At 68.3% G+C, this 20,428-nt stretch carries 16 protein-coding genes; 7 read left to right on the top strand and 9 right to left on the bottom strand.

Features of this window, described 5'->3' with window-relative positions; genetic code table 11:
• The first annotated feature begins 46 nt into the window (after positions 1-46).
• On the top strand, positions 47-1,069 hold the full coding sequence (gene fni / locus JHC81_RS01200; RefSeq protein WP_292169648.1) for a type 2 isopentenyl-diphosphate Delta-isomerase: 1,023 nt from the start codon (positions 47-49) through the stop codon (positions 1,067-1,069).
• On the opposite strand, the gene hutH is transcribed toward fni, so the two are convergent.
• Together hutH and hutU are read right to left on the bottom strand one after the other, a co-directional pair.
• A complete protein-coding gene (gene hutH, locus JHC81_RS01205) occupies positions 1,066-2,595 on the bottom strand; it encodes a histidine ammonia-lyase (protein ID WP_292169649.1) in 1,530 nt (509 codons plus the stop codon). The genes fni and hutH overlap by 4 nt on opposite strands.
• Before the next feature lie 2 nt (positions 2,596-2,597).
• Positions 2,598-4,271 (bottom strand): urocanate hydratase, encoded by a 1,674-nt coding sequence (hutU, locus tag JHC81_RS01210; protein WP_292169651.1) that lies wholly within the window; start codon positions 4,269-4,271, stop codon positions 2,598-2,600.
• A 25-nt stretch (positions 4,272-4,296) separates the two neighbouring features.
• Here hutU and JHC81_RS01215 point away from each other — a divergent pair, with 25 nt between their 5' ends.
• Together JHC81_RS01215 and hutI are read left to right on the top strand one after the other, a co-directional pair.
• Positions 4,297-5,190 carry an agmatinase family protein gene (locus JHC81_RS01215; protein ID WP_292169652.1) on the top strand — a complete coding sequence of 298 codons (894 nt, stop codon included), beginning with the start codon at positions 4,297-4,299 and terminating at the stop codon, positions 5,188-5,190.
• Positions 5,190-6,401 (top strand): imidazolonepropionase, encoded by a 1,212-nt coding sequence (hutI, locus tag JHC81_RS01220; RefSeq protein WP_292169933.1) that lies wholly within the window; start codon positions 5,190-5,192, stop codon positions 6,399-6,401. Before JHC81_RS01215 ends, hutI begins: the two co-directional genes overlap by 1 nt.
• Here the strand turns inward: hutI and JHC81_RS01225 are convergent.
• A complete protein-coding gene (locus JHC81_RS01225) occupies positions 6,398-7,000 on the bottom strand; it encodes a nitroreductase (protein WP_292169654.1) in 603 nt (200 codons plus the stop codon). The two genes, hutI and JHC81_RS01225, sit on opposite strands and share 4 nt — an antisense overlap.
• A gap of 46 nt (positions 7,001-7,046) precedes the next feature.
• Between JHC81_RS01225 and JHC81_RS01230 the strand changes: the two genes are divergently transcribed.
• Together JHC81_RS01230 and cysE are read left to right on the top strand one after the other, a co-directional pair.
• On the top strand, positions 7,047-7,697 hold the full coding sequence (locus tag JHC81_RS01230; protein ID WP_292169656.1) for an NUDIX hydrolase: 651 nt from the start codon (positions 7,047-7,049) through the stop codon (positions 7,695-7,697).
• Between the two features lie 22 nt (positions 7,698-7,719).
• Positions 7,720-8,550, top strand: coding sequence for a serine O-acetyltransferase (gene cysE / locus JHC81_RS01235; protein ID WP_292169658.1), 831 nt, complete (start codon positions 7,720-7,722; stop codon positions 8,548-8,550).
• Positions 8,551-8,718: 168 nt separating this feature from the next.
• Here cysE and JHC81_RS01240 read toward each other — a convergent pair whose 3' ends face one another.
• The 5 genes from JHC81_RS01240 to JHC81_RS01260 are packed head-to-tail and all read right to left on the bottom strand — an operon-like array spanning position 8,719 to position 16,773.
• Complete coding sequence (locus JHC81_RS01240; RefSeq protein WP_292169660.1) at positions 8,719-9,588, bottom strand: hypothetical protein; 870 nt, start codon at positions 9,586-9,588, stop codon at positions 8,719-8,721.
• A 2-nt stretch (positions 9,589-9,590) separates the two neighbouring features.
• Positions 9,591-13,163, bottom strand: coding sequence for a hypothetical protein (locus tag JHC81_RS01245; protein ID WP_292169661.1), 3,573 nt, complete (start codon positions 13,161-13,163; stop codon positions 9,591-9,593).
• 1 nt (position 13,164) lies between these two features.
• On the bottom strand, positions 13,165-14,745 hold the full coding sequence (locus JHC81_RS01250) for a tubulin-like doman-containing protein (RefSeq protein ID WP_292169662.1): 1,581 nt from the start codon (positions 14,743-14,745) through the stop codon (positions 13,165-13,167).
• The gene (locus JHC81_RS01255) at positions 14,745-15,374 is read right to left on the bottom strand and encodes a hypothetical protein (RefSeq protein ID WP_292169664.1); all 630 of its coding nucleotides are present in this window, start codon (positions 15,372-15,374) and stop codon (positions 14,745-14,747) included. Before JHC81_RS01255 ends, JHC81_RS01250 begins: the two co-directional genes overlap by 1 nt.
• Positions 15,375-15,408: 34 nt before the next feature.
• Positions 15,409-16,773: a hypothetical protein gene (locus JHC81_RS01260; protein WP_292169666.1), complete on the bottom strand. Its 1,365-nt coding sequence runs from the start codon at positions 16,771-16,773 to the stop codon at positions 15,409-15,411.
• 88 nt (positions 16,774-16,861) lie between these two features.
• Between JHC81_RS01260 and JHC81_RS01265 the strand changes: the two genes are divergently transcribed.
• Positions 16,862-17,851, top strand: coding sequence for a hypothetical protein (locus JHC81_RS01265; RefSeq protein WP_292169667.1), 990 nt, complete (start codon positions 16,862-16,864; stop codon positions 17,849-17,851).
• Between the two features lie 17 nt (positions 17,852-17,868).
• Here the strand turns inward: JHC81_RS01265 and JHC81_RS01270 are convergent, their stop codons facing one another.
• Positions 17,869-18,621 carry an A24 family peptidase gene (locus JHC81_RS01270; protein WP_292169668.1) on the bottom strand — a complete coding sequence of 251 codons (753 nt, stop codon included), beginning with the start codon at positions 18,619-18,621 and terminating at the stop codon, positions 17,869-17,871.
• A 298-nt stretch (positions 18,622-18,919) separates the two neighbouring features.
• Between JHC81_RS01270 and JHC81_RS01275 the strand changes: the two genes are divergently transcribed.
• Complete coding sequence (locus JHC81_RS01275) at positions 18,920-20,428, top strand: hypothetical protein (RefSeq protein WP_292169669.1); 1,509 nt, start codon at positions 18,920-18,922, stop codon at positions 20,426-20,428.

Below are 20,428 nucleotides of genomic sequence, written 5' to 3' on the forward strand. Positions count from 1 at the left end.
TCGGTTTCGGTTCCAACAGCGACCGCTCGTCGCTAGGGTTCATATTATGCAGAACGACGCCATCCGCACCCGCAAGGACGAGCATCTGGACGTAATCCTGGCGGGGAAGGCGCGGCATGGGCGCGATGCGGGGTTCGCTGAGATCCGTTTCGTGCACGAGGCTCTGCCAGACCTGGATCACGGCAAGATCGATCTGGGCGTCGATTTCCTGGGGCGGCGGTTGAAGTCCCCGCTGCTGATCAGTTCCATGACCGGCGGCCCGGCGCGGGCCGAGGCTATCAATGCGCGGCTGGCCGAGGCGGCTCAGCATCTGGGCATCGCCCTGGCGGTCGGCTCGCAGCGGGCGGCGCTGGAGGGCGAAGGCGCGGGTCTGGACATGGCGCTGAGGCTCAAGGCGCCGGACACGCCGATCCTGGCCAATATCGGTGCGGCCCAGTTGACGCAGGGGTTCGGCGTCGACGAGGCTCGGCGGGTGCTGGACATGATCGCGGCGGACGCCCTGATCGTGCACCTGAACCCCTTGCAGGAGGCCTGCCAGCCCGAGGGGGACCGCGAGTGGTGGGGTGTCGGCGCGGCGCTGGAGGCCCTGGTGAAGGCGCTGGATGCGCCGGTCGTGGTCAAGGAGACGGGGGCGGGGATTTCGGGCGCGACCGCCCGGCGGTTGGCCGAGCTGGGTGTGGCTGCCATCGACGTGGCCGGGGCAGGCGGCTCGAACTGGGCGACGGTCGAGGGCGAGCGGGCGACCGATGCGGCGGACAAGGCCCATGCGGCCGCCTTTGCCGACTGGGGCATTCCGACCGCGCGCTCGATTGCGGCCGTCCGCGCAGCCTGTCCGGACCTGGTGCTGATCGGGTCGGGCGGTATCCGCGATGGCGTGGAAGCGGCCAAGGCGATCCGGCTGGGGGCCGATGTGGTCGGTCAGGCGGCGGGCGTGCTGGCGGCGGCCACCGTCTCGACCGAGGCCGTGGTAGAGCATTTCCAGATTCTGATCCGGCAGTTGCGGACGACGTGCTTCGTCACCGGCTCGGCCAACTTGACCGCCCTCAAGGCGGCGGCTCTGGAAGATTAGGCCGAGGGCAGGAGGTTGTCGGCGAAGGCCCGATATCGGCCCGCCCGCACGCCGTCGGTCGCCCGTGCGATATCCGGCGCGAAATAGTGGTCGCTGGCATAGGGGGCTGCGGCTTCGCGTACGACGGAGAACACTTGTTCCAGCGCGGGCGAGGAGGTCAGGGGGCGGTGGAATTCCAGCCCCTGCGCCGCCGCCAGGAGTTCGATTCCGACAATGGTGGCGGTGTTCTCGGCCATGTCCAGCAGGCGGCGCGCGCCGTGGGTAGCCATGGAGACGTGGTCTTCCTGATTGGCGCTGGTCGGGACGGTGTCGATGACGCAGGGATGGGCGACCATGCGGTTCTCGGCGACCAGAGCTGCGGCGGTGACCTGGGCGATCATGAAGCCGGAGTTCAGGCCGCTTTCCTTGACGAGGAAGGCGGGCAGTTCGCTCATCTTGGGGTCGACCAGGATGGCGGTGCGGCGCTCCGAGATATTGCCGATCTCGCACAGGCACATGGCTATCTGATCTGCTGCATAAGCAACAGGTTCGGCGTGGAAGTTCCCGCCGGAGATGACGTCGCCATCCTCGATGAAGACCAGCGGATTGTCGGTCACCGCATTGGCCTCGCGCTCCAGCGTCGCGGCGGCATTGCGCAGCACGTCGAGCGTGGCCCCCATCACCTGGGGCTGGCAGCGCAGGGAGTAGGGGTCCTGAACCTTGGAACAGTCGTCGCGGTGGCTGTCGCGGATGGCCGAACCGGTCATCAGGGCGCGCAGGCGGGCGGCGACGTCGATCTGGCCCGGCTGGCCACGCAGGGCGTGGATGCGGGCATCAAACGGCGCGTCGGAGCCTTTCAGTGCATCGACCGACAGGGCCCCGGCGGCGATGGCGGCGGCGAATGTGGCCTCGGCGGCGAACAGGCCGGCCAGCGCCAGCGCCGTGGAGCACTGGGTGCCATTCAGCAGGGCGAGGCCTTCCTTGGGGCCGAGCGTCAGCGGGGTCAGGCCGACGCGGGCCAGGGCGGCTTCGGCGGACAAAGTTTGGCCCCTGAGCCGCGCCTCGCCGACGCCGATCAGGACGCAGGACATGTGGGCTAGAGGGGCCAGATCGCCGGAGGCACCGACCGAGCCCTTGGACGGGATGCAGGGCAGGACGTCAGCGTTGATCAGGGCGATCAGCGTCTCCAGCGTCTCGCGCCGGATGCCGGACGCCCCCCTAGACAGGCTGGCGATTTTCAGCACCATCAGCAGACGGACCACCGCGTCGTCCAGCAGGGGGCCGACCCCGCAGGCGTGGCTGAGGACCAGGTTCTTCTGAAGGGTTTCAAGGTCTTCCGGCGCGATGCTGGTGTTGGCTAGCAGGCCGAAACCGGTGTTGATGCCATAGACGGTGCGGCCCTCGGCGAGGATGGCCGCGACCGTCGCGGCCCCCTTGTCGACATCGGCCCAGGCGGCGTCGGTCAGGCCGACGGTGACCGGGCTTTCGAGGACGGCGCGCAGCTGTTTGAGCGTGAGCGGTGCCTGGCCAATGGTGAGGTGGGTCATGATCAGGCCTTCAGGCTTGGCAGGTTGAGGCCGTGTTCGACGGAGGCCTGGCGGGCAATCTCATACCCCGCGTCGGCGTGGCGCATTACGCCGGTGGCGGGGTCGTTCCAGAGGACGCGCTCGAGGCGGGCGGCGGCTTCCGGCGTGCCGTCGGCGACGATGACGACGCCGGAATGCTGGCTGTAGCCCATGCCGACGCCGCCGCCGTGGTGCAGGGAGACCCAGCTGGCCCCTGACGCTGTGTTGAGCAGGGCATTGAGCAGGGGCCAGTCGGACACGGCGTCGGAGCCGTCCATCATGGCCTCGGTCTCGCGGTTCGGGCTGGCGACCGAGCCGCTGTCCAGATGGTCGCGGCCGATGACGATGGGGCCGCTGAGCTCGCCCGAGGCGACCATGTCGTTGAACATCAGGCCCGCGCGGTGGCGATCGCCCAGGCCGATCCAGCAGATACGGGCGGGCAAGCCCTGAAAGGCGATGCGCTCGCCCGCCATATCCAGCCAGCGGTGCAGGCCGACGTTATCGGGGAATAGCCGCTTCATGGCGGCGTCGGTCTTCTTGATATCGTCGGGATCGCCGGTCAGGGCGGCCCAGCGGAACGGGCCGATGCCGCGACAGAACAGCGGGCGGATATAGGCCGGGACGAAGCCGGGGAAGTTGAAGGCGTCCGTCACGCCCTCGTCGAAGGCGACCTGGCGGATGTTGTTGCCGTAGTCAGTGACCGGAATACCCGCCGCCTGGAAATCCAGCATGGCTTGGACGTGGACGGCGCAGGATTTGCGGGCTGCGGCCTCGACAGCGGCGGGGTCGGAGACGCGCTTGTCCTCCCAATCGGCGACGGTCCAACCGGCGGGCAGATAGCCGTTGATCAGGTCGTGGGCGCTGGTCTGGTCGGTCACCAGATCGGGTCGGACGCCGCGTCGAACCATTTCAGGCAGGACTTCCGCTGCATTGGCCAACAGACCGACGGATATGGGTTTTCCTGTGCGACCGGCCTGTTCGATCAAGGCCAGGGCCTCGGCCAGCGTCTCGACCATGACGTCGAGGTAGCGGGTCTTCAGCCGCATCTCGATCCGGCTGCGCTGGCACTCGATGGCCAGGCAGGAGGCCCCCGCCATGGTCGCGGCCAAGGGTTGAGCGCCGCCCATGCCACCGAGGCCCGCCGTCAGAATCCACTTGCCGGAGGTGTCGCCGCCCCAATGCTGGCGCGCGGCCTCCATGAAGGTCTCATAGGTGCCCTGAACGATGCCCTGGGTGCCGATGTAGATCCACGAGCCGGCCGTCATCTGGCCGTACATCATCAACCCCTTGCGATCCAGTTCGTTGAAATGCTCCCAAGTGGCCCATCTGGGCACCAGGTTGGAGTTGGCGATCAGCACACGCGGCGCGTCGGCATGGGTGCGGAACACGCCGACGGGCTTGCCCGATTGCACCAGCAGGGTCTCGTCGGCTTCCAGCGCGCGCAAGGATTCGACGATCTGGTCGAAACTGGCCCAGTCGCGCGCGGCCTTGCCGATGCCGCCATAGACAACGAGGTCCTCGGGGCGTTCGGCCACCTCCGGGTCGAGGTTGTTCATCAGCATGCGCAGGGCGGCCTCGGCGGCCCAGGTTTTTGCGGTCATCTCGAGGCCGCGCGGGCTTCGGATGACACGGCTGTTCGAGGTCTGTTGAGTCGACATGGCCGTCTCTCTACGCTGCCCGCCCATGACCTTGGAAGACTCAGAGGCGCTGGGCTGGCGCAGCGTGGCCGACCTGATCGGCGATCACCCTGATGCGCCGGTGGCATTGATCGGAGCGGGTCTGAACGAGCGGTCGCTGACGCCCGGACGATGCGACCTAGGGCCCAAGGCGTTCAGGGCGGTGCTGCCGAGGTTCTCGACCTATGATGTCGAGACGGAACGGGCGTTGTCGACCCACGTCCATGACATCGGCGACCTGGCGATGAAGGCCTTGTCGCCAGCCGATGCCTTCGGCCCGGTGCGCGATGCCATCGCGGGGCAGGCGGGCAGGGCCTTGAGTGTGCTGATCGGCGGCAACAATGCGATCACGCGGCCCGGCGTTCATGGGCTGGGGCTGGAGCGGACGGGCCTGCTGACGCTGGATGCGCATTTCGATCTGCGGGATACGGATCAGGGCTTGACCAACGGCAATCCGGTGCAGGCGCTGCTGGAGGATGGCCTCGACGGACGGCGGATCAGCCAGGTCGGTCTGGCTCCCTTCGCCAACACCCGCCGGGCGCATGAGAAGGCCAAGGCTGCGGGGATAGCGGTCCGGACAGCGCGCGAATGCCGGGAAAGGGGGCTGGCGGTTCTGGTGGCGCAGGAACTGGAGCGGCTGTCGGCCCTGTGCGACGTCATCTATGTCGATTTCGACATCGACGTGATCGACCGCAGCCAGTGGCCCGCGTCTCCGGGGGCGAGGCCGGGCGGGGTCTCGGTGCAGGACGTCTTCGAGGCGACGCGGGTGATCGGGGCCTGCGCCAAGGTCAGGGCGGTGGACCTGACGGAGTACGATCCGTCCCTGGAAATCGGCGATCTGGGGTCGCTGACGGTTGGGCGGTGGTTCTGCGAACTGCTGGCCGGGTTCGAAGCGCGATGATCCGGGCCGACCGCCTGATCACCGACTGCCGGCTGGCCACGATGGTACCCGGCGGCACGCCTTACGGAACGATCGAGGACGGGGCGATCCTGGTCCGTGAGGGACGCATCGCCTGGGTCGGGGCCCGCGCCGATCTGCCGTCGCACCAGGCGGTGGAGACGGATCGTCTGGACGGTCGCTGGGTCACGCCGGGACTGATCGACTGCCATACGCATCTGGTGTTCGGCGGCGATCGGTCGGGCGAGTTCGAACAGCGGCTGGGTGGTGCGACCTATGAGGAGATCGCGCGGGCCGGGGGCGGTATCGTGTCGTCGGTGGCGGCGACACGGGCAGCATCGGAGGATGATCTTTACGCCAGCGCTCTGACGCGACTGGAGGGGCTGAAGGCGACCGGGGTGACGACCGTCGAGATCAAGTCGGGTTATGGCCTGGATCGCGAGAGCGAGCTGAAGATGCTGCGGGTCGCGCGGCGGATCGGGCGCGAGGCCGGGGTGAGGGTGCGGACCAGCTATCTGGGCCTGCATGCGGTACCGCCGGGGTATCGCGCAGACCGGGCCGCCTATGTCGATCTGGCCATCGACGACATCCTGCCTGCCGCTCATGCCGAGGGTCTGATTGATGCGGTCGATGCCTATTGCGAGCCGATAGCCTTTTCTACGGATGAGGTGGGGCGGCTGTTCGACCAGGCGCGGGCGTTGGGACTGCCGGTCAAGCTGCATGCCGACCAGTTGTCGGACGGGGGCGGGGCAGAACTTGCGGCCCGGCATGCAGCTCTGAGCGCCGACCATGTCGAGCACACGACCGAGGTGGGTGTGCGAGCGATGGCCGAGGCGGGTGTGGTCGCGGTATTGCTGCCCGGAGCCTATCTGATGCTGCGCGAGACGACGCCTCCACCCATTGAGTTGTTGCGGCGGTACGAGGTGGAGATGGCCGTGGCGACGGACTGCAATCCCGGGACGTCGCCGGTGGCGTCGATGACGGCGGCGCTGAACCTGGCCTGTGTCCAGTTCCGGTTGACCCCGGAAGAGGCACTGGCGGGGGCCACACGCATCGCGGCCAAGGCTCTGGCACTAAAGGGTGACATCGGCACGATTGAAGCCGGCAAGACCGCCGATCTCGCCGTCTGGGACATCGAGCGTCCTGCGGAGCTCTGTTACTGGCTGGGCAAACCGATGCTGCATCGACGCTACGTCGCGGGCGTACGTGCCTAGTCCCTATAGTCGACCTTGACCGACAAGTCCGGACGGGGTCGTTCCAGCGGTGGTTCAGCCAAGGTGCCGATGTGGATGAAGCCGGCGACCTGTTCGCCTTCCGTCAGGCCCAGAAGGGCCAAGGCGTCGGCGTCGTAGCTGTACCAGTCGGTGATCCAACTGGTGGAAAAGCCCAAGGCCGCGGCGGCGTGTTCCAGGTTCATGCAGACGGCACCGGCGGACAGCTGCTGCTCCCAGACCGGCACTTTCTGGCTCGGCACGGGGGACGAGATGACGAGGATGGTGACGGGCGCGGCGGTCAGTTTGCCCAGGACGGCGCGGGCCTTGTCCGGCTGCGGCTGGTTCTGGGCCAGGGGGGTGAACGCCTCGGCTAGTTTGGCGCGGCTGTCTGCGCCGAGGACGACGAACCGCCAGGGGAAGAGCTTGCCGTGGTCGGGCGTGCGCGCGCCGAGTTCGAGGATGCGGGCGACCTGTTCGCGCGACGGGCCGGGCCTGCTCAGGGCCTGGGCCGGGGCCGAGCGACGGCGGGCGAGGCGGTCCTCAAGCTCTGCGGAGGCGACAGGGAGGGGCAGGGCCAGGCCAAGGTCGGTGTCGGTCATGCGGTCTAGCTAGGCACGGGCACGGGTCGGCGCCATACCCGGTCGCATGAGCGACTTCCGAAAAGCCTTCGATGCCGACCGGCCGACCCCGTCATGGGACGACGGGTCTGATCGTCCGCCGCCCTGGCAGGATGCGGGCTCGAGCGTAATGTTCGAAAATCCCTGGATGCGGCTGACCCGGCATGAGGCGACCGCGCCGACGGGCCTGCGTGCCGAGTATGTCGTTATGCGGCCGCAGAATATGTCGGTCGGGGTGCTGCCGATCCATGAGGACGGGACGATCACCCTGGTGGGCCAGCAGCGGTTCGCCCTGATGAACTGGTCGTGGGAAATGCCGGAGGGCGGGGCTCCGTTCGATGAGGATCCCTTGGAGGGGGCCAAACGCGAACTGGCCGAGGAGACGGGTCTGGAGGCCGCGCACTGGCACGAAGCGCTGAAGACCGAGATGAGCAACTCCGTCACCGACGAGCGCGCCATGGCCTGGCTGGCCTGGGGCCTGACGCCGGTGCCGATCGCGCCGGACCCGACGGAGATCATCCGGGTCGCCCGCGTGCCGTTCGGTGATCTGTTGCGCGAAATCGGCAACGGAGCGGTCCGCGACATGTTTACGGTGGCGACAGCCCTGCGGGCCTATCATATGGCGCGGGAGGGCGCATTGCCGCCCGAACTGGCGAAGGCCCTGCTGTCGGGCCTATGATCGCGTACCGAAGGAGCCGGACATGACCAGGCTGGAAGTCGTCGCCGCAAGCGACCAAGCGCCCGACACCTGGGCCATGCTGCGCGCCTCGGCCGAGCAGGCGGCGCGGGACGAACCGCTGCTGGCGTCGCAGCTGAATGCTGTGATCCTGGCGCATGGCGACCTGGCCGCCGCCCTGAGTTTCCAGATCGCACGCAAGATCGGCGACGACGAGATGGGGCCGATGTCGGTGCGCGAGGTGTGTCGCGAGGCGTTCGAGGGCGATCCGGCCATCGTGGCCGCAGCGGCGGCGGACCTGCAGGCGGTGGCCGAGCGCGACCCGGCGATCCGGTCGTTGCTGCAGCCGTTCCTGTATTTCAAGGGCTTTCAGGCCATTCAGGCGCACCGTGTGGCGCACTGGCTGTGGCAGCAGGGGCGCGAGACGCTTGCCTTTCATATGCAGAGCCGCATGTCGGAGCTGTTCCAGGTCGACATCCATCCGGCCGCCACGCTGGGATCCGGCCTGTTCTTCGACCACGGCACAGGCATCGTGATCGGGGAGACGGCGGTGGTGGGCGACGAGGTCTCGATGCTGCATGGGGTGACCCTGGGCGGCACCGGGGCCGAGCGTGGCGATCGCCATCCCAAGATCGGCCGCGGCGTCCTGTTGGGCGCCGGGGCCAAGGTGCTGGGCAATATCGCGATCGGCGATTATGCCAAGGTGGCGTCGGGATCGGTTGTCCTGAAGGCGGTTCCGGCCGGATGCACAGTAGCGGGCGTGCCGGCGCGGCTGGTCAACTGTCCGACGGGCGATGCGCCCGCGCGGACGATGGACCATACGCTGGCCGACATCGTCTATGATTTCGTGATCTGAGTTTTCAAAGACCGGGCACGTCTGACCCCCGCCTGCGAAAAACCCCCATCGGTCTCCGGGCGACAGCCCGGCGCTCCGCCGGCCCATACCACCCTTAACCGACGGAAATCCCGGCGGTGCACAAGCCTGCCAGGTCTTTGACATTGAAGGCTCGCGGTCCCGAAGACTTCAGGCTCCGCGCAGCCGTCCGCGCTTCTCCAGCGTGATCGTGTCGCCGTCGAAGCGGATCCAGGCGGGCTCGATGAGCTGCAGCACATTGCCCGGCTCGACCTCGAAGGCGCGGCCGAAAACGGACTGGGCGCGGGTGCCGCCGCCGAACTGATACAGTTCGCCCCATTGCTGGATCGGCCCGTCAGACGGCAGCAGCAGACCTAGCGACGGCCGGTCGTCCAGCGGGACGAACCAGAAGGGGCCTTCCTCGTCGCCGACGGTCGGACGCAGGGTCTCGCCCGGCCCGGTCGTCACGAAGTCGGGGCCATAGGCGCGCTGGAACTCCGCCATGCCGCCCGCGCCGTCCAGCAGTCCTTGATAGGCCACCAGCAGGGCCTTGAACTCAGGCGCCCGGCTGCGCTGAGCGATCAGGTCGGCGTCTGCGGTCGAAGCCGTGGCCGCGGGCGCGAACAAAGTTGAGGCGCGGCTGGACGACGGGTTGGTGGCGGGGCGCGTCTCTGGTGCCGGAGCGACAGGCTTGCGCGCCAGTCGGGTCGGAACCTGTTCAAAAAAGTCCTCGGCCAGGTCGCCGGGTCCCCGCGTCTCGGCATGATCGGGGAAGGGCGCCAGCGTCTCGTCATCGCCGGTCAGCAGGCGCGGCATGACTGTGTCGAGGCGGCGGCGCAACTGGGCGACCTCGGCGGACAGGGTCTCGATTTGGCGCTGCTGACGCGACAGCAGTCGGTGCAGGGTCTCCAGCGTGACTGTATCATCAGCCTTCGCCGACGGCGCGGTCGCTTCGGACGGCGACCCGTCCGAGGATTCATACTCCGGCTCCGCCCCCGGCTTCTTGCGGCCCCCCAGGCCCCACAGGCGGTCCCCGGCCACGGTCAGATATCCCTGACGACGATGCGTCGGTCGCGCTCGATCAGGGGCAGGGCCATGATCGACACCAGTTCGCGCAAGGCGGTGATGAAGGGCGGCTCGAACGGCTGGGCATCCTCGTCGGAGAAGGCGTCGGCGTCCAGATCGTGCAGCGAATCCGACAGGTTCTGGCGCACCTTTGCCCGGATGTCGTTCAGGGCCCCGCGTTGTTCAACGTCGATGTTGATGTCGGTCAGCTTGCGCAGGGCGATCAGGAAGCGGCTCAGGTGGGCCAGTTCGATGCGGTCGACCTCGGTCGCGCTTTGCAGGGCCGTCAGGGGGGCGGTGGCCAGAGCCTGGGTCTCCACACCCCCGACCATGACGTCGATGTCCTCGCCCAGGACAGCCAGACGGCTTTCGCCGCCCGTCGGGTCCTCGCGGCGATCGACCAGCAGCCCTTGCGCCACCTCATGCTTGGCCTCGTGCGGGCCGGAGAAACGGAACTGGATGGCGACATCGGCCGGATTGTACTCCGCCGCTGCGATGGCCAGGCGCACCAGCTGGGTCAGCTCGTCGTCCGAACCGCCCGTGTGGAACTGGCGGAACAGGGTCGAGCCGCGCCCTGCGAAGGCGACGGTCAGCCGGTCCAGATCGGCCCGGCGCAGGCCCGAGTTCGGATCGGCTACCAGCTGACCCAGCACCAGGCCGACGTAATACATCAGCCCGCCCAGGGCGACGGACGCCACCTGCTGCAGGCCTAGACCCGCAGGCTCGGACGCCAGAAGGCCGAAGTTGTCGGCGAACCGCTGGGCGAAGGCGGGCTTGTTGACATATAGCTCGACGAAATCGCGCCGACCGTCTGCGCTGAGCGGATCGCCCTCGCTGAGGCCGGTCGAGACCTCGCTCATGTCGATCTTGCGCAGCACATCGGGGTTGTTGGCCAGATAGGCGGTGAAGAAGTCCCCGCCCGCGACCTTGAACGAATTGCGCCAGAATGGCTTGCCGTCCCGCCACAGGGCGATGTCGGTGGTGCCCCCGCCGATGTCGAGCACCAGCATCAGCTTCTCGGCCCCTTGGGTGACGAAGACATGGGCGGCCGCGGCCCCTTCGGTCTTGCGCAGAAAGGTCGGGCGACCGTTGGCCGTCGTGTCGCCGGGCGGGCCGAACAGGGCGGACCAGTTGCGGCGCAGCTCGTTCTCCAGCTGGCGATGCTGCGACGGCTTGAACGCCTGCGGGTAGGAGAAGCGCCAGTCGATGGCCAGGGGATCGGTGCCCTCGGCCACCAGTTCGGCGGCCGACATCATCATGATCTGGCGCAGGAAATGGGTGGCCAGAGCCCGCTCTGACTGGGTCTCGCCCCACTTCAGCCGGAACTTCAGCAGTCCTGCGCCGGTCCATTCGCGGAAGATGTTGTCCGACAGGCCCAGATCGGCCTGACGCGCGATGAAGCCGTCGAAGTTCGGGACGAAGAAGACATTGTCGGCAAAGCCGTGCTGATGCATCCGCCCCTCGCGGACGCGGGCCTGAAGCTCCGGCGGCAGGGCCGGGCGGAACTCGCGCAGCTTGGCCACGGTAGGGAAGGGGGTCTCGTGCTTCTGTAGCGGGAAGAAGCCGAGGTATTGCCCGACCAGTTCCTCGCGGCGCCGCGCCTGCTTGGCTCGCACGCCGAAGGGAAAGACGATGCGGTCCTGAAAGGCCAGCCGCTCGCGCAGGCCGTTCCGCTCGGTGTAGACCACGGTGTTGGTGGTGCCGAAGTCGACCGCCACCTTGGCCTCCAGCGCCGAGGACCGGGTCTGGGCGAACCGGACCAGTGCCATGCCCGCAGGCACGAAGTCGCCGGTCGCCGTCTTGCGGGCGAAGAAAACCGCGTCGGCACCGCCCGGCAGATGATGAAGCTCGGCCACGCCCTGGTCGGTGGCGGTAAAGCCGATGCGTTCGACCAGAACCTCCTGCTGGCCGCTGGCCGTCGTGCCGCGCACGGTGGAGATTCGCTCGGGCTGGAGCGCCGAGGCAGGCGGGACGAAGCCGAACAGGTCGTCGATTGCAAGGGTGGACGAGTCCGACCACAGCCGGATGCGACGGGCGCGGTCGGACATATCCAGCGAGGCCCCGCGCACCTGGCTGGCCATCACCTCGGCGGTGACGGCGAACCGGGGCCGCATGTAGTAGTTGATGCTGGCGGTGAAGTGCAAGAAGGTCCAGCGCCAGCCGGGGGCCTGAAAATTGGGCCAGAAGGCCAGGTCGTCCGGGACTTGAAGCACCTGTTTGCTCTGGTCCGCGCGCGGCAGATCGCGGCGTACCGCATGCGGACGGCCGGATTGAAGCCGTAGCCGCAGGCGGACCACGGCGTCGCCGGAACTTGGCGACATATCCAGCGCCTCGGCCAGGCCCTGACCGGGCACCAGCATCAGAGCCAGCGGCGACAGCGGCAGCAGGGCCGACTGGAAGGCGGCGGGGTGTGCCTCGTTGATCGTCTGGCTGTCCAGGGTGATCAGGCTGTCGGTGAACAGGTCGGATGGCCGGATGACCAGCCAGCCCTCGGCCTCGGCCTCCTGGCGGATGATGTCGAAGGTGGCGGGCCGCATGGCGTCGGCCAGGCTGTGCCGACCCCAGACGGAGATGGATTCCGGGCGCTTGCCCAGGGTCTCGGCCAGATCCGGATCGACCAGGATCGCGCCCTTGAACAAGCTGCGGGCAGGCGGCGACAGCTCGATGGCCGCGTCGGCCTCGGTCGGGGGCACGCTGGTGCCGTCGAACTGCCAGGTAGAGCCCAGCACCTGGGCATGCAGCGGGCTGGGCCAGGCCAGGTCGATGGTGGCCGGGTTTAGCCCGCGCACTTCGGGGGCCGCTTTTGCATTGGCGGCCCGATGGAAGGCCTCCAGCGCCTGGGCCAGACCGCCACGCAGGCGGGGTTCCAGATCGTCGCGGGCGCTGAGACGCGTCCACATCTGGCGGATGTAGTCGGCCAGGATGCGGAACTGACGCTCCGACAGGGCCGCGTCGATCGGGTCGGACAAACCGTCCTTCAGCCACGGCACATCGGGACAGCGCACCTGTTCCGACGCGCGCCCGGCGGCGACCAGACTGGTCGGGGTCAGGAAGCCCAGCGGGCGACCGGGCCCGAAGGCGAAGGCCCCGGCCCCGCCGCGTTCCTGGATCATCAGGGCGACGGGACGTTTCCAGCTCAGTTCCGGCACCAGTACGCGTGCGGGCTCCAGGTCCAGCAGGGTGCGGGCGAACAGGCTGTTGCGGCGGCTGGCTTCCAGATCGACGGGCTGAGCCGTCAGCGTATAGGCCGCGCTGAACTCGGGCATCAGGGCGATGGTCGCGATCAGGGCGCGCCACTGGGGCAGGACGGTCGTGTGAAGCGGATGCGACGCATCGAACAGGGCGCGGTCGAAGACCAGCATCTGGGCCCAGGGGTCCGGGATGCTCTTCACGTCGCTGCGTTCGGCCTGTTTCTCGCCGATGAACAGGGCGTCAGCCAGCTTGTCGAGATGGTCGATCGGGGTCCAGGCCCCGGCCTTCTTGGCCTCGGCCAGGGGGCCGTCGGTGATGATCGGCGGCAGGTTGTAGGTGTACAGTCCGCTGTGACGCATCTCAGGTCCTCGTCGCGGCGGGCGGTTGAACGTCGGCAAAGGCGTGCAGGGCCGAAACGAACCAGCCCAGGCCACGCTGGTTGACCTCCGGGGCCGTCTCGTTGGTCAGGCGGCCCATCAGATCGGCGGCGGTCGGCGGGGCCTCGCCCGTCTCGCCCGGCATGACGATACTGCCATAGGCGTCGTCATAATCGGCTCCCTCGAAGGCGCGGGGCACCTGGACCGGCTGGTTCGGGCGCTCGCCGGGGCGGATGAAGGCGTCGGTGTTCCACAGGCCGAAGTTGATGCGGGCGCGACGGGCGTGCAGCTCTATCCCCCCCGCCCAGCCCAGCACCCAGCGGCAGTAGGCGTCGAGCGCGGCGACCTCAGCCTCGGCCGGGGTGGCGTCGAACTTGATCGTGTCGATGCGCTGACGGCGATACCAGGGGTCGGTTCGGAACGCCTTGAACAGGCCCGAGCGTGGGCGGCTGACCAGCGGGCCCCAATGCTTCCAGGCCACGGCAAAGCGCAGCAACTGGCCCAGCTTGTGATAGGGCGCGTCCGGGTCGTTGTCGGGCGAAGGCAGGTCGGACCAGGTCAGGGCATCGGCGGACGTTCGGGCACTGGCCAGCACCTGACCGGACACGCCCTTCAGATCGGCATTGAAGAACCTGCAGGCGGCCAGGGCTCCGAACAGCTCGGGGGCCAGCGGCGGATTGGCCTGACCGTTTGCCCCGCGGCTGTGATAGCCCAAGGCGAACGGACGGTCCCAGCCGACAAGATACAGCTGATCGAAGATCGGCTCGTCCCGTAGCAGGTCGGAATAGTGTTTCAGCGCGCTCTTGGACTGGAGCACCAGTTCCTCGGACAGGGCGACATTGTCGCGCGAGGCATCGCCGTCGCGGCCTGGCGGGTCGAAGTCGAAATAGGGCAGCATCAGCACGCCGCCGATCTGGACGTTGGATGCCCCCTGCGGCAGGCGCCGCCGGATCAGCCGGGCCAGGGTCGGAAAGCCCGCCGCGCCCGTGCCGCCGAAGACAGAGCCGACCAACAGGACGCGCACCTCCGTCGCACCGCGCGCGGCGTCCAGAGCGGTGGTCAGCTTGTCCCAGAATTCGATGTCGTCCTCGATACGCGAGGCCATGGCGGCGGCCCCGATGTGCGGACGACCGCGATAGCCTTCGTCCAGCGGCAGGTCCTGTTCGGTGTCGGCGGCGCTGGTGCCTTGGGCAAACAGGCCGTCGAATAGCTGCCGCTCACCGGTCGGCATGGATTCGCGGTCGAAGATGCGGGCCAGCGACGCGGCCTTGTCCGGATGCGGGATCCAGACTTCTTCAGCGGGCGAAAGCGACTGGATGTCTGTGGCGAACAGGGGACTGCCGCCTAGAACATGCGCGCCGCCTGTGCTGCGCCACAGGGCGCGTGCGCTGACGATGGTGGCCAGCAGCTGGGCCGTGCGCCCGACATTGCCGTTGGAGCCGTCCTGATCGACCAGGCCGACGGTCAGGTTGTCGCCCGCCAGGCCGGCGACGGCGGCGTGCAAGGTCGATTCGACGACCTTGGCCCCGGTGCCCCCAACGCCAATCAGGATGTTGACGGCCATCAGCGGCTCCTGCCGATCGGAATGAGAAGGGTCGCCATGGGCACCGAGGCGCGCAGCACGGCGGGCGCGGCCAGGGCGGTCGCGACATAGTAGCTGAGCCAGGTCAGGACGATGCCGCCCGCGATGAAGCCGCCCGTGGCCGTGGCTGTAGCCTCTGCCGCCGGCCCCTGACGGTTGAAGGTCAGCCACAGAAGGATTGCGGCCGCGACGGTCACGACCAGATATCCGACCAGCCAGACGCCCTGCGCCGTGCGCTGGGTCTCGGGACGACCCACTTTCGATACCTGGCTCCAGGCCAGCAAGGTCCAGCCCAAGGCCACGGCGGTGGTGATGATCATCAGCTTCGTGAAGCCATCGACCAGACCGTCGGCCGCACGCTTGCGCTGGGTCTCCATCTGGTTGCCCAGGGCATTGGTGGTGACGGTGCCGCCACCATCCAAGGCTCCGTCGAGGGCGGCGTCCAGAGCATTGCCCTGATCGACCGTCGCTGGTGCGCTGGTGGTCATCGGGGCGGGTTCGAGAAACCGTGTGCTGGCCGTTTGCCAGGTCAAAAGCCCCCAACCGAGTGCGAAGACGACGACGCCCGTGACCAGCACGACGGCGAGGGCCTGAAGCCAGTTGCGGGTCATCGAAAACTCCAGAAGGGGGCAGGCATCGAAAGTGTCAGGGCTCGACCCTCACCAGAACCGCCAGACTGGCCAGTGGCAAGCCCTGCGGCGGGGTAGTCTCGCGCAACCCCGCCTCAAGCTGCTCGGCGAAAGCGGCAAGATTGAGCGTGGGGAAGAAGGCGGGCGAGGCCGCCGAGACGGCGCGGGCACGGTCGGGCGAGACGCTCCAGTCGCGCATCCACTTGGTCTCGGGCGGAGCGGCCGTGAAGTTGTTCGTCGTCAGCTGACCCTGGATCAGATAGTCGCTGCCCGCGACGAGGGCGGCGGTGGATCGACCGTCCAGCGTGAAGGTCGCGCCGTCCGGGCCGTCCGGACGCCAGGCCCCGGACAGGGCCGGCTGGCTTTCCCAGGCTCCCGCACCGCAACCGCCCGCACGTCGCCAGACCTGGGTCTGGCCGCCCAGCTTCCCGCGCCAGACGGCGCCGGGCAGGATGCGGGCATCGGCGACGACGGGGATGCGCAGACTGGCCTGACCCGTACGCAGCTGGTCCAGGCTGACGCGGACCTGGGGCAGGGCCTCGGACTGATCGCCGTCGATCAGGCGCTGGGCTGCGATGTCGCCGGTGGTCTGGACCGGGGCGCTGGCCCCGAGCCAGGCGGTCGCGGGCTCGGGCGTGAACAGGGCAAACTTGCTGCGGTCGCCGCTCAGGGCCGGGCTGCCGGAACGGGACAGGGTGCGATAGGCAGACAGCACTTCCGATCGGCTGCCAACCAGAAGGATAAAGAGCGGCCGCTCGCGGGCCCCGGCATGGGTGCCGACGCCCGGCACGTCATAGACCGGGCCGGCATAGGGCGCGCGCAGGCCGATCACGCCGATCGACTTGCCCTTGGCCAGCAGGGCACGGATCGGCTGGCCCAGGGCGATCTCGGCACTGCCCTGGAACGCCGTGTTCGACAGCCACAGGTCCGTGACGACGACGTCCAGCCCGGGCCCCGTGCGGTCTGCGATACGGGTCAGGACGCTGTCGATCCGGCTTTCCTGATTGTCGCAGTTCGCCTGCTGTCCGCAGCGATAGAAGCCGGTGGAGGCTAGGCCGGAGCCGGAGGGCAGGGGCGTGATCCGTTCGCCAAAGCGCAGCCATTGCGCCTGAACCCCAGCCTCGCGGGCGTGACTGGCCAGCAGCGGCTGCAGATCCCCGAGCGGCCGGACGGAATCAGTCGCGCCATCGACATAGCCGGCGATGCTTTCGGACCCGTCCCAGAAGACCCGCATCGGCCCTTTCGCAACATCGGCGGCGGGACGCAGGGCAGGCGCGGCACCGTCCGGTGCGCAGAGCGCCCCCATCGCCTGATCTCCGCACCCGGCCAGAAGGACGGCGGTGGCGAGGGCGGCGCAGGCAAAGAGTTTGCTGACGGGCAACGAACTCCCCATACGCTCGGTTGCGGATTAAGGGCTTGGTTTACTACGCTCTTCGCGCGACTGTCCATGCTGCTTCACGGGGGTCTTCTTGTCCGGTTCGCCGATTTCCATCGCCTTCGTGATCGAGGGCCAGACGGTACGACTGGGCGACCCCAACCAGTGGCGGGCTGCGGTGCTGAACGGCGACCTGACCCCGGCGACCCGCATCGTGGTGGCCGAGGACGGGGGGCAGATCTACAGCGGTCCCGCAGAGGACTATGACGGCCTGAGCCCGCACTTCGAGGCGGCGGACGCGCAGGGCGAGCCGGTGGCTGATGATACGCCGGCCGCAGCGGACTCGCCTGTGGTCACACCGACGTTCGAGACGTCATCGGCCGCAGACGACGCCTTTGTGCCTGTGCCGCCCCCTGAATCGCCCGCCTCGCCCGCGCCGCCGCCCGAACTGCCGGTCTGGCAGCAACCGCGCCCGCCGCGCTGGCCGGTGCAGGAGCCGCCCGCCATTCCTCGAACCGCCACGGCGGCCGAGGCGGCAGCATGGCGCGCCGGGCAGCGCCCCCTGCCGCCGCCGAAGAAGAAGAGCAATGCGGGACTGGGGTGCCTGATCCTGATCGTGGTGCTGGCGGGGGCCGGGCTGCTGCTGTCTCGCTGTACGGGCGATGCGACCCGCCGGGCCGAGGTGCGCTATGCCGAGGTCCAGACCGCCTTGACGGACGGACCCGACGGTTCGCCCCAAGCCGTGTTGGGACGCGGAGACACCGTGACCGTCCTTTGGCCTCGCACCGGCCAGCCGCAGGACTGGCTGCAGATACAGGGCGGACGGTTCGACGGACGCTATGTGCGCACCGAGGCCCTGTCCGACCGTCGCCGCCCGACCATCGTCCTGACCGATCGCACGCGAACGATCACGACAGAGGATGTACGCGTTCGGGCCGATCCGGCCGGAGAACCGTTGGACGTCGTGAATACGGGCGATCAGGTGCATGAGATCGGCGTGACCGACAACGGCTGGTCCGAGATCGAATACGGCCAGGGCGTCGCCTATGTCGCCACACGCTACACCCGGGCACCCAGACGCTAGTGTTCAGGCGGCGACCCTCAAAGTCCGAGCGGTCCGAACAGCCAGGTCAGCCAGATGCCGAGCGCCAGGAAAGGGCCGAAGGGCAGGCGATCCTGCCCGGACACCCTGCGCCCCAGAACGAGGCGTCCGGCGACCAGGCTGAGCGCCGCGACGGAGGCCCATAGCAGGACGCTGGGCAGGCCGATCCAGGCGACCCAGGCCCCGCCCGCCGCCAGAAATATGGGATCGCCGCCGCCCAGTCCGTCCCGTTTGCGCAAGCGACGATAGGCAAAGGCCAGCAACCACAGGCCCAGGAACCCTGCCACCGCTCCAATGGCCGAATGCAGCACGCTGCCCGTCGGCAGGACGGCCGCCGCGACCAGGCCGCTTGCAAGCAAAGGTAGGGTCAGGGCATCCGGCAGCCAGAAATGCTCGGCATCCACCACGGCGATCAGAATCAGCTGCCAGCCGAGCAGGGCCGTGAATGCCGCGGACGGAAGGTCCGGCTGCGACAGACCGGCCCAGACCCCGACGCCTGCGCAGGCCAGTTCGATCAGGGGGTAGCGGATCGGGATCGTCGACCCGCAATCCCGGCATCTGCCCCTGGCAAAAATGTAACTGAGGACCGGAACCATCCGCTGGGGCGGCAGGGCGCGGTCGCAGCCTCCGCAATGGGAGCGGCCGAATATGACACCGCGTTCCTGCGGCAATCGCAGGCTGACCAGGCCGATGAAACTGCCGGCGATCAGGCCCAGACCGGCCAGGGCGATGGCGAGGAGAGGGGGCGTCAAACGGCGATATCCCTTGGGTTTGCACCGGCCTAGCCCGCGCTTGAGGTCATGGCAACGCCCGGTGAAACGCGCCTGAAAAGGCTGTGTGACGATTGCGCCGTATCAGGATCGAGTTTCATGGAACGGCGAAAACAACTTCACACAAGCGCGGCGGAACCGTCACGGTTCGGCGCTCGCACTGTCACATCCGGCGTCTAGCCAGAGGGCCGGGCAGGAGGGGCGATACGTCGTCGGGGCCGGGCTGCATGCCTGTGTTCCACCTGTCGAACGATCCTTTGGACCTGACACGGTGAAAACGATGACCGGCTTTCGACTGACAACCCTGCTCGCCCTCTCGGCCAGCGCCCTGGCCCTGGCCGCATGCGGCTCCTCGGAAGTCGCCTCGCCCGGTGAAGGCGATTTCGGCGGTGGCGGTGGCGGTGGTGGAACGGGGCCGACCCCGCCCGCACCCGGCACGCCGGCCGCGGACTGTCCGACCGGCTTCGCCAACGTCGGCCTGATCGCCAACAACACCCTTCGCGTCTGCCAGCTGCCGCAACAGATCAATGGTGCCCTGACCGTGCCGCTGCGCGCCGGCACCATCTATTCGATCTCGGGCCGCACCTCGGTCGGCACCGACCGCGGCATCGATCCGGCAGCCCCGACGGCCGGCAGCGAGCAGGGCATTCTGACCATCGAGGCGGGCGTGCGCATCTTCGCCTCGGGTGGTTCGGACTATCTGCTGGTCAACCGCGGTTCGCAGCTGTTCGCCGAAGGCACGGCCACCAACCCGATCATCTTCACCAGCCGCCAGAACGTCGAAGGCACCACCAACGAGAACTCGCAAGGTCAGTGGGGCGGTATCGTCCTGGCCGGTCGCGCACCGCAGGCCAACTGCCAGCTGACCGCTCCGGTCACCTGCACCGGCACGGTGGAGGGCACCAGCGCCTTCTACGGCGGCAACACCCCGGCCGATAACTCGGGCCGCGTCCGTTACGTCCAGATCAAATACTCCGGCTTCGAAATCTCGTCGGGCAATGAGCTTCAGGGCCTGACCCTGGCCGGCGTCGGCTCCGGCACGACGGTCGAGTTCGTCCAGGTCCACAACAGCTCGGACGACGGCATCGAAATCTTCGGTGGCAACGTCAACCTGCGCCGCATCGTCATCACCGGTGCCGACGACGACGGTCTGGACACCGATACGGGCTGGCGCGGTGGTGCCCAGTTCGGCATCGTGACCCAGCGCCCGGCCGGCACGACCAGCCGCAGCGCCGGCTTCGAGTTCTCGGCCGCTCCGGCCTCGACGCCTCTGGCCAACCGCTATGTGTCGCAGCCGAAGATCGCCAACTGGACCCTGGTCGGCCGCAATGCGACGATCGACGCCCACACCGTCGCCCACTTCGATACGGGTACGGATGCGACCGTGATCAACTCGGTCTTCACCAGCGTCGCGGGCTCCGTCGCCGGCTGTATGGCCATCAACGACGCCGATACCGGCACCAGCGGCGTGACCTTCAACTCGGTCTTCATGTCCTGCACCGTGCCCTATCGCCCGGCCAACACGACCCTGTCGACGGCGGCCTTCACGGCCGGCACGAACAACACGGCGAACGGCACCTCGACCTTGACGGCACCGACCGGCACCAGCCTGTCCAACCAGACGCTGACCTTCATCAACGGCGCGAACGAGAACGCCGTGCCGGTGGTCAATGCTCCAGGCGTCTATCCGTTCTTCACAGCCACCACCTATATCGGCGCCGTCCAGAATGCCGCCGACACCTGGTACACGGGCTGGTCCTGCGGCCTGACGTCCGGCGCGACCTGCTGA

The sequence above is a fragment of the Brevundimonas sp. genome (assembly GCF_016463295.1).
GTDB lineage: Bacteria > Pseudomonadota > Alphaproteobacteria > Caulobacterales > Caulobacteraceae > Brevundimonas.